10 protein-coding genes are annotated in these 13,611 nt (G+C 50.1%); 1 reads left to right on the top strand and 9 read right to left on the bottom strand.

Going from position 1 to position 13,611, the window contains the following annotated elements; translation table 11 throughout:
* Positions 1-6: 6 nt before the first annotated feature.
* Positions 7-1,113, top strand: coding sequence for a Wzz/FepE/Etk N-terminal domain-containing protein (locus DW205_RS01535; RefSeq protein ID WP_005862223.1), 1,107 nt, complete (start codon positions 7-9; stop codon positions 1,111-1,113).
* On the opposite strand, the gene DW205_RS01530 is transcribed toward DW205_RS01535, so the two are convergent.
* The 9 genes from DW205_RS01530 to menD all read right to left on the bottom strand — a co-directional run bounded on the left by DW205_RS01530 (position 1,110) and on the right by menD (position 13,600).
* Entirely contained in the window at positions 1,110-1,991 is an 882-nt protein-coding gene (locus DW205_RS01530; RefSeq protein ID WP_005862226.1) for a hypothetical protein, read from the bottom strand. The genes DW205_RS01535 and DW205_RS01530 overlap by 4 nt on opposite strands.
* Positions 1,988-2,626 (bottom strand): endonuclease III, encoded by a 639-nt coding sequence (gene nth, locus DW205_RS01525; protein WP_008772131.1) that lies wholly within the window; start codon positions 2,624-2,626, stop codon positions 1,988-1,990. Before nth ends, DW205_RS01530 begins: the two co-directional genes overlap by 4 nt.
* Before the next feature lie 168 nt (positions 2,627-2,794).
* Positions 2,795-5,308, bottom strand: a complete 2,514-nt coding sequence (locus DW205_RS01520) for a beta-N-acetylglucosaminidase domain-containing protein (RefSeq protein ID WP_005862229.1) — start codon at positions 5,306-5,308, stop codon at positions 2,795-2,797.
* 102 nt (positions 5,309-5,410) lie between these two features.
* A complete protein-coding gene (locus DW205_RS01515; protein ID WP_005862233.1) occupies positions 5,411-7,009 on the bottom strand; it encodes a DUF3857 domain-containing protein in 1,599 nt (532 codons plus the stop codon).
* A gap of 13 nt (positions 7,010-7,022) precedes the next feature.
* Complete coding sequence (locus DW205_RS01510; protein ID WP_005862235.1) at positions 7,023-8,984, bottom strand: DUF3857 domain-containing protein; 1,962 nt, start codon at positions 8,982-8,984, stop codon at positions 7,023-7,025.
* A gap of 2 nt (positions 8,985-8,986) precedes the next feature.
* Positions 8,987-9,985, bottom strand: coding sequence for an AMP-binding protein (locus DW205_RS01505; RefSeq protein ID WP_005862237.1), 999 nt, complete (start codon positions 9,983-9,985; stop codon positions 8,987-8,989).
* Between the two features lie 3 nt (positions 9,986-9,988).
* Positions 9,989-11,047 carry an o-succinylbenzoate synthase gene (locus DW205_RS01500; protein WP_005862239.1) on the bottom strand — a complete coding sequence of 353 codons (1,059 nt, stop codon included), beginning with the start codon at positions 11,045-11,047 and terminating at the stop codon, positions 9,989-9,991.
* 36 nt (positions 11,048-11,083) lie between these two features.
* On the bottom strand, positions 11,084-11,908 hold the full coding sequence (gene menB / locus DW205_RS01495) for a 1,4-dihydroxy-2-naphthoyl-CoA synthase (protein WP_005856861.1): 825 nt from the start codon (positions 11,906-11,908) through the stop codon (positions 11,084-11,086).
* A gap of 3 nt (positions 11,909-11,911) precedes the next feature.
* Positions 11,912-13,600, bottom strand: a complete 1,689-nt coding sequence (menD, locus tag DW205_RS01490) for a 2-succinyl-5-enolpyruvyl-6-hydroxy-3-cyclohexene-1-carboxylic-acid synthase (RefSeq protein ID WP_005862242.1) — start codon at positions 13,598-13,600, stop codon at positions 11,912-11,914.
* Between the last annotated feature and the right edge of the window lie 11 nt (positions 13,601-13,611).

Below are 13,611 nucleotides of genomic sequence, written 5' to 3'. Positions count from 1 at the left end.
TCAGGCATGGATACGATAAACGAGATAAAAAGACAAGAGTTACCTGAGGAGCAGGAGATCGATTTAATCGAACTGGCGCAAAAACTGTGGAAAGAGCGTAAGTTCTTATTGAAAGGCTGTGGTATTGCGGTGGTAGTAGGTTTGATTGTAGCTTTCAGTATTCCCAAGGAATATACAACTACGGTGAAATTGGCACCAGAGACACAGGATGCGGCAAAAAAATCTAGTCTTGGCGGTTTGGCTGCTATGGCTGGGATTAATCTGAATGCCGCTGCCGGTGCGGACGCGATCTCTCCGGATTTGTATCCGGATGTGGTGCAGAGTACCCCGTTTCTGTTGGAATTGTTTCCGGTAGAGGTTACCGATAAGGAAAAGGAGTTAAGCACTACATTGTATGATTATATGAGTGAACATCAACGTAAGGCTTGGTGGGGATATATTGTCTCCGCTCCATTCAAGGCGTTGGGTGCGGTAATGAGTTTAATCTCCGGTGACGAGGAAGAGTCTGAGGGCTTGAATCCTTACCATTTGACAAAGGATCAAGAAGAGGTGGTGAAGGCCTTGCAGGAGCGGGTTTCTGTTTCCGTGGACAAGAAGACCTTGGTTATCACGGCTTCCGTACAGATGCAGGACCCGGTTATTTCCGCTCAGATGACAAAGGTCGTTTTGGAAAACCTCCAGAATTATATTACGAATTATCGTACGCAGAAAGTAAAGCAAGATTTGGAATTTACCCAGAAGGTATTTGGCGAGTCACGTGACGCTTATTATAAAGCGCAACGTGCGTACGCTGCTTTCGAGGATGCCAACCGTAATATTATCTCTTCCAGCTACCGTACGGAGCAGGAGCGTTTGAAGAATGAGATGACTCTTACGTTTAATGTTTACAATACGTTGGCGCAGAAGTTGGAGCAAGATAAACTGCGTGTACAGGAAGAAACCCCGGTGTATACAGTAATTGAGCCGGCTACCGTACCTTTGAAAGCATCTTCTCCGAAGAAGGCGCTTATCTTGGTCGGTTTTGTCTTCCTCGCTTTATTCGGATGTATCGGATATTTATTCGTAAAAGATATGTTTGTGGCAGCTTTCAAGAAAGAAGAGACTGAAGCTTAATTCCCGCAAACCGTAAAATATGCCACGGCCTCGTCATGACTGACTTGTGCCGTGGTTTTTATTTGTGGGAATAGCCGATTGATCCGAGTAGTTATCGTATCGCATAAGTTGGGGTAAAAGTTCTCCAAGGTTTCCTCATAGGGTTGCTCATTGAAGCAGCAAAGGCTTCCTTCATTATAGAATAAATCCATTGCCAACCATTGATTTTTCATTTTCCACTCCGTCGAGTCATTCATTTGAACCTGTAAATCTAAAGAGGCGCTTTGGATGAAGAGATTCATCGCGCCACTCTTGCCTTTTTTACTAATTAGATCAGCTAATTCCGGAATGATCTGTGCGGGGTACATCTGTTGCTTTTTCGCTGTCTCTACCAATAATTTTCGATTGTAGGACACCACGAATATACCCTCGTGGTAGTAACAACCTAGAAAATGCTTATCAACATCCGGATAGTATCTAACAGGAACGGAAGCTTCCTCTCGTTGCTGGGCAGGAAAAGTGAAAGAAGCGTCCAGTTGCTTGAAAATACGCTCTGCCGTATGACTATCCATAGGGGCGTACAAGATATCCCCTTGTGGATAATAAGCGATCAAGAAAGACGATAAATCCGGATTTTGCTGTATTAAAGAGAGGAAAATAGCGGGCGTATGATCCGAGAACGCCTTGCGTATATTCTCCATGGGTAGTATCATCTTCTCGAATACAGGAGGACGATTGATGGCAAAAATTGCCGTGGGGCTTGGAACGACCAAACTATAGGGATCTACCGTAGCGACAAATTGCTCGTCGTTCATATGCTTGTAAAAGTACCTCACGCATACGATCGTACCCAGAAACAAGACAAAAAATGCCGTTATGTCTTTCTTGCTGATCCTCATGTTTGCTTTAGGAAGTGTTTACACCAAGGCTTTAATCCGCATTCCTCACATTTCGGTTTCCGGGCGAGGCAAACATATCTTCCATGCAATATCAACCAGTGATGGGCGATGGGGATCAGTTCTTCCGGAATGTTCTTCACTAGCTCCTTTTCCGTTTCCAAAGGTGTCTTGCTATTATTGGTCAAGCCGATCCGGTTGGAGACACGGAATACGTGCGTATCTACCGCCATGGCCGGCTTGTCATATACAACGGATGCGATTACGTTCGCAGTTTTTCTTCCTACACCCGGAAGTTTCTGTAGCTCATCAATATCGGAGGGAACCACGCCTTTGAAATCCTCTATCAGCATTTTCGCCATACCTACCAGATGTTTAGCCTTATTGTTCGGGTAAGATACGCTTCGTATGTATTCAAAGACAACTTCCGGTGTGCTAGCCGCCATTACCTCGGGAGTCGGGAAAGCCTCGAACAGGGCAGGTGTGATCATATTCACTCGCTTATCCGTGCATTGTGCGGATAGGATTACCGCTATCAATAGTTGATAGGGGTCGTCATAATGTAGTTCAGTCTCGGCTACCGGTACGTTTTCCTTAAACCAGTTTAATACGCCTTTATACCTTTCTTCTTTTCGCATTGCTTTTTCGGTTTCTGTTTTTCGCATCCTAAAGGTATAACTTTTAATAGGAATATACAAGCGGAGATGTGCCAAAAATAAGATACACCCGAATTGTACGAATAAATAAAAAAGTACCGATCTCCTTCTTCCATCTAAGAGAGAAAGAAATCGGTACTTTTTTATTTATTATTCCCTAACGATCTGGTGGATATGTATAGATTCTTTTCCTATTGTGGTGATTTCTAAAGAAGAGAAATCCTCGAACATGGTTTTATTTAATTTGATGTAGCCTACGTTTCCTTGATAGACGATGTTTTTCTCGCCATCTTGGGAGAGGCCGGTGATGGATACCAGATTCTCGTTACTTCCGGAGAGGAAGAAAGATACGGCGTTGATATCATCACATTTTATATGAATCATTTCTCCCGGGTTCAAGTTCTTATACGTATCTAGGTTCATATCGTACATCATAAGAGCCTCATTGATTTGCGGGTCTTGTTTGGTTGTCGCCGTGAATCCTAGTACGTATAGCTCCATTTGCTGATCCGAGTTATTTCGCATACGGATATAACGGGCTTTCGGGTCGATGGTGCGGATCGTATCTTTAGCGTTTTCCGTGGAGACATGAGGGATTAGGCTCCAGCTCTTTCCGTCGGCGGACCACTCGAATACCCGTCCGGGTTGGTTGCTTTTCGGAAGATTGAAACAGAAGGATTCCGCTTCTTTCTGGATTTCCCAGCCGATACCCAGATATTGGTTAGGTTGTACCTTGACTACCTCGAATAGGGGAACGTAACCGACCGTATTGTCACCCTCGGCACAAGGCTGGCTCTTTAATTGGTCGATATTCGTGAATATGGAAGGGATGCTAACCTTCACCTCGTCCGGGGCGATACCGTCCGTAGATAGCAGGTTACGACCTGTCTGGCGGTATAAGTCTACGATGAAAGGGTGTAAGACTTTCGATCCGACTTTCACGCCTTTAGGCTGCGCCTTCTGGTTCAGCGTGCGGTTTATCAGTTTCATGCTATCTAGCAAAGCGGATGTTTCCAGATAGCGTTGCCACGTATAAGACCGGTCTTTCTCATACCAAGCGTGCGCCATATGCAGAGCGCTTGTTCCGGCTTTTCCTAAGAACTCGAATTGGATAAGCCATGGATTGATTTGCTCGATCAGGCGTTTATTGGGACTTTGGCTGTAGATCATGCTTGGGGAAGCCGTGATTTGAGCGAATAAGGTTCCCAGAAGATTTGCGCTTTGCTCCGGGAACGTGTTTTTCTTATATCCGGTAAGGAATGTCTGGATAGGAGCCACATAGTTAGCAGACTCTTCCCGGCGGTATTGATGTCCGTTCGGACCCGGATCGCAGTTATGCTCGCAGAAAATGCGGAAAGCCATGGAGGCCTCCGGCATAATAAAGTCGCAAGCGTCTTTCCATGCCTGTGTAGGATCGTAATTCTTGATATTCCAAGTGTACATTCCAACGCCGAATATAGCGACCTTGGAAGCCTCGGCATATTCCATAGGATTGGATACGAATCCGGTCATGGTGCCGGCGGCTTGCGTATCTAGGCCGTAGGCGGCTCCCATCAACAAATGATCTTGGCAATAATCGCTTACGGGGAAGTTCCACCAGATATAGGCGGGACGACGGATACGGTTGTTTACCCATTCGACGCCTTCTTTCGTGATATCGGCTACGACACGGTCTCCGGTCCACATGATTTGGATGGCGGGATCGAGTTGGGTACCGAGGATATCCAGATAATCGGTCTTAGCCCATGAGCGGTTGTATTCGGTAGGGCACATGATTAGGGGCTGCACGTCATTTTTCTTGGTAATAAACTCCTTATGGATGTAATTCAATAAGCCGGCTTGCTTTTCCGGGCGGGCTCCCTCTCCGGATATATCATCGAAGAAAACGGCGAAAGAGCGTACGCCCAAATCGTACATTTTCTCGAATTTGGAAAGGATGTTCATGCTATCTGTCAGGTTCCATAGAATGTCTTGTCCCGGGTGGATGGCCCAAACGAAGTTCACCTTGTTATGGGCGGCCTCTTTCGCTAGTTCCTTGATATGCTCGGCTTCCTCGGCGGGATAAGGTTTGCGCCAGTTGGGGGAGCTGTGATAAGGATCATCTTTCGGACCATAGATATAGGTGTTCAGCTTGATCCTTCCGTAAAAGCGGATTTGCTCGATACGGTCGGCGTGGCTCCAAGGCTGTCCGTAGAATCCTTCCACGGTACCCCGGAATAATACGTCCGGATAGTCTTTGATCGAGCAGAGAGGCAGGATCTTTTTACCCTCGTCATATTTAGCTAATTGCTTGAGGGTTTGGGCGGCGTAAAACAAGGAATTATCGTCTACGATCCCGATCGTGATACCTTTTTTAGTGATTGCTAGTGTGTAGGCCCCCGATCGTTGCATCTCTGGGGCTTTGTCTTTTAGCTTCTTGATCTCTAAAGGGAGGGATTTGCCGGATTTAGCGAAAGGTAACGCTTCTTTAAGTAGTCTGACTGCGTCTGCGTCCGGATCATTTATGCCTCGTAGGGCGTATCCATGGGGCGGTGCGTATGTCTGGCTGGAAATAGTCACCTCTTGGGGCTCGGGGAAAATTCCAAGGGATAGCTTTTGGCTATACGTTAGGCTGCAAACGCCTAGAAGGAGCATGGTGACGAGTAAATACTTTAGTGTTTTCATATGCGATATGATTTAATGTTAACGTTCGTAAATGTAGGGAATAATTAGACACGAAGCACACGGAGGGCACGGATTTGTTCCGTGTGCTCCGTGTTTTAGATCTTATAGGGAGAATAGCAATACCCGGTTATCCGGATTTGTCCATTCATGGATCAAGCTACGCACGTCGCTATATTCGGCGGGAGTGAACTGTTGCTTGTCCAACTCGATCGTACGTACTACCTCGATCGTATTTCCTCTTGGTGTGATCGTGCGGGTTACTTTACCAAAAGGCTTGCTTATCACTTGCTCTTTTGTGGAGGTCTGCAACTTCATGCCCTCGGCGGGAGTAACCGTGTAGGTTACCTCTTCCTTGATCAGGGAGGGGAGTTCGAATAAGTTGGAACGCTTGCTGTTCAAAGCGCTCATGCCCCAGCTATCGATACCGCCTGTTATAGCCGGAAGGGTACAGATGGCGAATCCGTTTTGTGCTTCGTTCTTGGAGACGCTGACGGCTTTATTCTCCTTGATGATCGTAGGCTCTGCCTGTAGGGCGATCGACGTGCCGTTCAACGTGAGTACCTGATCTAACTCATCCCGGGCTGTTAATGCGGAAGGGGTAAGGCTGACCGCCGAAAGGTATTTGTCTTTCCCTGCGACAGTCGCTTTTACGGCAAGATTCTTGATCGTGCTTAATCCACAAGCGTCTATATCCAGATTCCCGGGATATACGGCGACTACTTCCGATTGAATGCCGACGGCGTTCAATAAGACGTTCAGAAGCTGGGTCTTCTCGGCTAATGTACCGTAAGCGCTGCGAAGGGCCGTATCGACATCGCGGATGGAATAACCCGTACAAGCGAGGGGGATGGCGCAATATCCCATGTTGTTGACTACATGGTTCCGGATGGCGTTCGCCTTCTCTTCGTCGCTAGTAGCCTTTTCCGTGATATAAGAGCCGAACGTTTTGCTCTCGTAGTTTCCGGAAGTGTTAAAACGCTTATTTAGCGTAGATAATGCCTCCTTGTTGGAACTATAGCTTGAAGCGATTAGGCGGGGAATCCCGTCTTGGTTTTGAGGAAGGAAAGCTTCCCGGGAAGAGGCCGGCAGGTTACGTAAAGTCCAGCTTACCTCTTTAGCGCCGTTTCGGGTGGCTTGGGATGCTTTCGCGTCGCTACCCAATAATTGCCAAGCGAGCGGACTGTTTTCCGGTACAGAGATAGAGACCTTGCATTCCTTCACGGGAGAAGTCTCTTGTAGTCGCTCGTTGATATCCAGAGCCGGATAGTAGCCCGGTTTTGTGATAATAGAGTAATCCAAGTAAATCGTGGCCCCAAGTTCTAGGCCAGTGTGTACCACGACCATTTCCTTAAGTTGGTTATAGGCCGGAGCATCGGCGGCGAAACGGGGTAGGACCTCTACAAAGGCGTTATCGGGTGTCTTTACGATCGTACCGTCTTTCTGCCTCGTATAGGATGAGTGGATCTTCAGTGTTTGGAAATCGGGATTGTAGACGATAAAACTCTCGCCATACGTGCTATTCATCGCAGTGTGCGTGAAGAGCGTCAATTCCATGGAGGATCGATATTCTTGGCTACCGTCGGCATGCAAGGTCCAAGCTTTTGATACCTTCCCGTACTCAGCCTCCGATGCGGCGAATGAAGTAACCGTCATCGCTAACAAGCCTAGGAGAAGAATCAGTTTATAGGTTATCTTAATCATTGTCTTTCTGTTTTTATTTCTTGATAATCAAATAGTCACCATAACTCTTATAAGCGTTCACGGCGGAACGGAAACCTTTCCAGTCGGCTGCGTCGTAGACACGCTTCTTCAACGCTAGCTTCTGGCGCAAGACGATGTTCTGATTGCCTTCCTGCGAAAGGGAACCTTCGAAATCGGCCGCATTGCTTTGCAGGGCGTCATTCTTCGGGGCGTTCAAGAGGGTATAGCCCTTGGGGAGGCGGATGGTCTCATCTTGTTCTACCAAACGGGAGCAAGCATCCTTGAATCCATACGCACGGTTTTCCGGTTTCGTATCGATACGCAAGAAACTCTTCACTTGATTGTAGAGGTTATTCATGACTAGCGGTTTGATAAGCATCTGGTCTCCGGCGATAATCGCGTAATCGGGGATCTCATAAGAGAACGTGATCTTGATAGGGGCCGCTTGATAGTTCTTCGGGTCCTTACCGTAATCTACACGAAGCAGTTTGGCGTTGGGGGATACGGCCAGCAATTGCTTCTCCATCGTGTTCTGCCAGTCGGATTGCCATCCGGTGGTGAAGATGCGGCGGATATTGCTGTCGGACTGTCCCTCGGCGGTGATCGTGAATTGTCCGCGGAGCGTGCCTTTCTCGTCTAGGCGGTTGTCGGCGTGGATGCGGACGTAGTGGTTCTCCGGGGCGGAGACAGGGGTTAAGCGGAGGTCGGAGCCTTCGGGCACACCCGGGAGGTAGTTCTGCTGTTGCTCGGCGCTACTCCATAATTCCCGGCAGAAAGGAACCCAAGTCGGGTCGAGAGGCATATACGTACCGCTCGCCAGTTTTACCACCGCCACGCAATGGTTGAAATGGTCGGCGGGGATGCTCTCTACACGGCTTCCCGCCATTGTCATCGCCGGGTAAGCCTCGAAGCCGGCCATGCGGAGGAAGGCGATCAACGTGCCGGCGATATCCTTGCAGACACCGCAACGATCGGTATAATTCATTTTCAGGTTGTGAAGCGTGAAACCCTCGCCTTTACCCATCGAGATTCCGGAGTAACGGATGTTATCGGCCACCCAGTGGGTCAGCACGGCTATCTTCTCCATTTCCGTTTTCTTGCCTTTGATCAGCTCGTCTACCTTTTTCTGGGCTTCCGGGATCGCGGTAAAGCTTCCGTAATCCTCGTTAACCTTATTGAACCAAAGGGATTTATCCTCCCAGCGGGGAGTACTGGACATCATGAGCTTCGGGGCAGCGTCGAATAGGTCTACCATGTTCGGTTCCTTGGCGAAAGGAAGGATATCGTCGGAGGCGAAGGTATATACTTTCCGTCCGTCCTCGTATCGCATCGAAGAGGTACATTCGCCTTGGTAGAACTGGAATTGCAACTCTTTCTCTATCGGCATGGATACCCGGTACACCTTGCGCACGGTAGGCTCGGTAGCCCAGAAGGGGACGATATCGTAAAACTGTCCTCGCATAGGAGGGATGAAACGCTCGTCGTCGTCACCCGCCGTCAGCAAGGCGTAGGTGAAACCTTTCTTGGCGATCTCGTACTCCACGATATCTCCCGGTTGCAAGCGGCCCACTTCCAGCATGATCTGCCGGGCGCCCCAGTAGATGGCACGTGCGGGGGCGGCGTAGTCGCAAGCTTGGGTTACGTCGAGATTGATCACGTCGCCGTTCGCACGGTAGATCGTGGCGTAACGAAACTCGGCGTGCGCCGTCAGCGGGTCGTAATCGTATTTGATGATACGGTTGGCGACGGCTCCTTTGGAAGTCTGTACCTTAAAAGCCTTGCATACGGCGAAAGCCCCCGAGCCGGTAGGTTGTACCGTAACGGCGGTGCTATCCAGCAAGGTGACGCAGTCGTATCCTGCATAGGCTTGCGATTTCTCCAAGGTAGGATCTTGCGGGTATCGGCAAGAATCCTGCCCGTACATAGGCGATAAGGCCAATAGGGAGACCGCGGTGATTGTTAGAATTCTTTTCATGTTTATAGTGTTTTTGTAATGATATTTCTCGCTAGCTCCCGGCAGGCGGCACGGTCGATCTTGCCGCTTCCGGTTTGGGGGATCTCGCTTACCTTTATGATGTGCCTCGGACGGAGGTATTTGGGCAGGCTGGCGAGAACCTCTGTTAGCATCTCACCTCGTAGGTTTGAGGCAAGCAGTAGCACGACCGCCTCTCCCAACCGAGGGTCGGGGGCGGCGGTGATGGCATAGGGGCGGTCGAGGTAGGGCCGTAGCCGCTCTTCCACCTCCTCGATCTGGATCTTGATACCTCCGCTATTGATAATATTATCTTTCCTTCCGATAATGGCGAAACTCCCGTCCGGCAGCAGGCGGGCGACATCGTTCGTCACCAGCCGCTCGTCGCAAACCAATGGGGCGTCTATCACCAAGGTATTCTCCGGTGACAAGGATAACGTCACCGAGGGGAAGGGATGGTAATAGGGCGAGGCTTCCGGCCCGTTCAGCCGGCGCAGGGCGATGTGGGACAGCGTCTCCGTCATTCCGTAGGTGGAATAAACCGTGTTTGGCATCTGCCGTATCTCCTGTTCCAAGGCCGCGTCAATCGCCCCGCCGCCGATAATCAGGATATCCGTTTGCTCCAGCCGCTTACGTTCCTCGGGTACTCGCAACGTATTGTAAACCTGCAAAGGAATCATGGCGGCAAAGCGCAGGGGCGTATCCCCCCAATCCGCCAACGGGTGTCCGGAGGGTTCGCACACCTCCAGATCCAGTCCGGCGTATAGGGAGCGGACCACCATCATCTTTCCGGCTATATAGCGTAGGGGCATACATAACAAGGCCTTGTCGCCCTTCTTAAGCCCCAGATAATCGCAGGTAAGCCGGGCGCTGTTCAGCATCCGGTCCTTGCGTACTCGCATCCGCTTGGGCGTACCGGTGGAGCCAGAGGTCTGGACTTCCAGAAAAGGGGAGGGATCGTGCCATTCAGCTAAGAATGCCTGTAAATCTTCTTGTATCGGCATAGGTCAAAGGTCGTTGGTGAACCAGATGGTGTCTCCTTTTCGTTGGATCAACTTATGTTTATCGTCCTTGAAAATCTCGCCGGTTCCCAGACCTTGCGGTAGCGGGTTACCTAGCGTGGCGCACCATTGGGCGATAGCGTTCAGTCCGATTTGCGATTCCAGAGCGGAGGTGACCCACCATTTAGGTTGTTCAGGGGTACTCCCTAAGATAGTTTCCGCTAAGTGAACCCATTCCGTGCATCCGGCGATACCTCCGTGGAGGGAAGGCTTTAATATAATGTATTGGGGATGGATCGTTTCCAACAACCGCCGTTTCTCGTCCGGGGCGTTACAGCCGATCAGTTCCTCGTCGAGAGCGATGGGAAGGGGTGACTCTGCCGCAAGGCGTGCCATCTCTTCCAACTGCCCGGCACGGATAGGCTGCTCGATGGAATGCAAGTCCATCTCGGCGAGCCGCTTCAGTTTGTCCATCGCCTCCGAGGGTGTGAAAGCGCCGTTGGCATCTACCCGAAGCTCTATTTCCTTGGCAGAGAAATGCGCACGGATGTGTTTCAATAAAGAGAGTTCCCGGTCGAAATCGATAGCGCCGATCTTCAGCTTGACGCAGCGGAAGCCCTCCTTCATCTTTTCCTCTACCTGTTCCAGCATGTACTTATAATCGCCCATCCAGATCAGTCCGTTGATGGGGATGCCCGCCTGCCCCTGCGAGAAGGGCGTGTCGTAATGCCGCCAACCGCCCTGTTCATAATGGCGCATGGCCGTCTCCAGCCCGAAAAGGATGGATGGGTAATGGCGCAAAGATTCGGTGTCAACATATCCCTTCTGTTCCAGATCGAGGCAAGCCTTGGATAACGTGATCTCGTAATCCACTCCATAATCGCAACTGAGATCCGGCAGGGGGGCACATTCTCCGATACCAATAACCGAGGGTTCGTCTTCCTTACGGATTCGGACCTCCCACAATTTCCGGGTCGTGTAAACACCCCGTGAGGTTCCTGCCGGTCGCTTAAAAGTCAAGCACCGGGGAACCACCTCAATCCTATATAACCTCTCCTTTACCATTCATTCTTAATTATTCATTATTCATTCTCAATCCCCCTACGGGAATTTCGGGTAATCCTCGAAGCGGGGACGGCGTTTCTCCAAGAATGCCTTACCGCCTTCCTGCGCCTCGTCCGTCATATAGTAAAGCATGGTAGCGTCTCCGGCCAACTCCTGTATACCGGCCTGTCCGTCCAACTCGGCGTTTAAGCCCGCCTTGATCATGCGCAAAGCCAACGGGCTAAGCAACATCATCTCCTCGGCCCATTGAACGTACTCGTCCTCTAATTTATCCAAGGGGACTACCTTATTTACCAGACCCATATCCAAAGCCTCCTGCGCATTGTACTTGCGGCATAGGAACCAGATCTCACGGGCCTTTTTCTGTCCGACCACACGGGCGAGGTAAGAAGAGCCGAACCCGGCGTCGAAGCTACCCACACGAGGACCAGTCTGTCCGAAGATAGCGTTCTCGGAAGCGATCGTAAGGTCGCAAACCACGTGCAATACGTGTCCGCCGCCGATAGCGAAACCATTCACGGCCGCGATGACGGGTTTCGGGAGAGAGCGGATCTGCTTTTGTACGTCCAATACGTTCAAGCGAGGTACGCCGTCTTTACCCACGTAGCCGCCACGTCCTTTCACGTTCATATCGCCTCCCGCGCAAAAGGCCGTATCTCCGGCTCCTGTCAGAACGACTACGTTAATGTCCGGGCGTTCCCGGCAGATGTAAAAGGCGTCGCTCATCTCCGTGGTCGTAGTCGGGGTAAAAGCGTTGCGATACCGTTCCCGGTTGATCGTAATGCGGGCGATGCCGTTGTAGAAATCAAATAAGATCTCCTCATATTCCTTGATGGTTGTCCATTCTCTTTTCGTTTCCATATATTATATGTTTTGTGCTTGGGATGAATTTTTTAGTTGATGATAATATTCCTTGAGCAATCGTACGTCTTCTGCTTTGTCCGTGAAAACCTCCATGAATAGCGGATGTTCGCTCGGTTGCTCTGTTTGGGTAAAGGCGCTCATCGCCGCTGCCAACTCCTCGGCATTATGGACAGCGGAGTAGGAGAATCCCCTTTCCGTGGCCCATCCCTCCGCAGAGGTCTGGTGGGAGGCGGTGACGTAACGGTGCGTACGTTCGTTCATCTTGAATCCCGGCAAGGCTTGGAAGATTTCGCCACCTCCGTTGTTCAAGAGCAGGATGCGAAGGTTATTGTGCAAGTTATCGTTCCACAACGCGTTCATATCATAGAAGAAACTAAGATCGCCTATGACGATAAAGTTTAGTTTTTGCGAGGCCGAGGCATATCCGATGGCCGTAGACAAGGAGCCTTCGATCCCGCTCGTACCCCGGTTGCAACAAACCTCAACCGTCTCGGGCACGGTGTACAATTGTGCGTAACGTACGGTGGAGCTATTCCCTAGATGCAAGGCCGATTCAGCCGGAAGCGAGCGTATCAAACCGCCGATCGCCGCCATTTCGGAGTAAGCGAACTCCGGCTCCGGCAGGTTCCGGGATTTGTATTCCCAAGCCTTCGGATATTCAATCTGCCTATTCTCCAGCATATAAGCGATTTTCTCCAGAAACTCGAAAGGGTCCATCTCGATCACCGTGGTCAGGCTACCGAATAAATCCGCTACCTCTCCATCCAATGAGACATGCCAATGCTCCTTAGGCGGGTGTTTCCGCAAAAACTCTTTCATCCGCTTGGAGACAATATGGCCACCGTAGGTGATTACGAGCTCGGGAACTAGCTTCTCTTTTTCCTCCTCCGGGGTAGCATACAGGATAGCGTCGAAATTCTTGATCGGTAATCCCGGTACGATACGGTTGCCGATGTGCTCGGAGAGCCAAGTGAAATGCTTGTATAGTAACTTGCATATTTTCTTCTCGAAGAGATAGATCAAGCTCATTTCTCCCGCTATCATCATCCGCTTGCTATATTTGTTCAAGCGCTCGATCAGGTCATCATATTTCCGGTCGTACACGTTCAAGCCTTGATAACGGGTGATTACCCGTACCTTCGGCAATTCGGGTGTCGTGAACTGAAATAAAGGCTCGGAGATCGGAACGTTGATATGCACCGGTCCTTTGCCGTGATGGTTCAGTTCCAACAAAGCCTCGTTGATCAATCGATTACAATACCATTCATCTTGATCCGTATGTATTTCCGGTAGCTGCACCGATTTCTTTACCAGCAAGCCGAACACCCCGGGTTGCGGCAAAGTCTGTCCGTCCATTTGCCCGATCCATGCGGCGGGGCGGTCGGCGGATATCACGACAAGTGGAACTTTCTGATAGAAAGCCTCCGCTACCGCCGGATGTATATTCAGCAAGGCCGTGCCCGAGGTACAGCAAACAGCCGCCGGCTTACCTCCGTGCAACGCTAGCCCTACGGCAAAGAATCCCGCGCTTCGTTCATCCGTCACGGAATGGCAATTGAAGAACGAATGGTTTGCCAATGTGTGCACAATCGGAGAGTTCCGGCTTCCCGGACATAGCACGATATTACTTACGCCGTGCTCTATCAGCAAGGCTACCAATTGAAGGATGTTCTTTTTATCGCTATACATTATATGATATA

Origin of the sequence: Parabacteroides sp. AM17-47, assembly GCF_003434625.1 — a bacterium.
Lineage (GTDB): Bacteria > Bacteroidota > Bacteroidia > Bacteroidales > Tannerellaceae > Parabacteroides > Parabacteroides distasonis.
Note: the sequence above shows the minus strand (reverse complement) of the source record. Positions and strands in the feature narration are given on the sequence as shown.

Bases quoted from the DNA above. Each gene is read 5' to 3' on its own strand.
- DW205_RS01510 (WP_005862235.1), bottom strand. From the start codon at position 8,984: ATGAAAAGAATTCTAACAATCACCGCGGTCTCCCTATTGGCCTTATCG.
- menB (WP_005856861.1), bottom strand. From the start codon at position 11,908: ATGGAAACGAAAAGAGAATGGACAACCATCAAGGAATATGAGGAGATC.
- DW205_RS01500 (WP_005862239.1), bottom strand. From the start codon at position 11,047: ATGGTAAAGGAGAGGTTATATAGGATTGAGGTGGTTCCCCGGTGCTTG.
- nth (WP_008772131.1), bottom strand. From the start codon at position 2,626: ATGCGAAAAGAAGAAAGGTATAAAGGCGTATTAAACTGGTTTAAGGAA.
- DW205_RS01535 (WP_005862223.1), top strand. From the start codon at position 7: ATGGATACGATAAACGAGATAAAAAGACAAGAGTTACCTGAGGAGCAG.
- DW205_RS01530 (WP_005862226.1), bottom strand. From the start codon at position 1,991: ATGAGGATCAGCAAGAAAGACATAACGGCATTTTTTGTCTTGTTTCTG.
- DW205_RS01515 (WP_005862233.1), bottom strand. From the start codon at position 7,009: ATGATTAAGATAACCTATAAACTGATTCTTCTCCTAGGCTTGTTAGCG.
- DW205_RS01505 (WP_005862237.1), bottom strand. From the start codon at position 9,985: ATGCCGATACAAGAAGATTTACAGGCATTCTTAGCTGAATGGCACGAT.
- DW205_RS01520 (WP_005862229.1), bottom strand. From the start codon at position 5,308: ATGAAAACACTAAAGTATTTACTCGTCACCATGCTCCTTCTAGGCGTT.
- menD (WP_005862242.1), bottom strand. From the start codon at position 13,600: ATGTATAGCGATAAAAAGAACATCCTTCAATTGGTAGCCTTGCTGATA.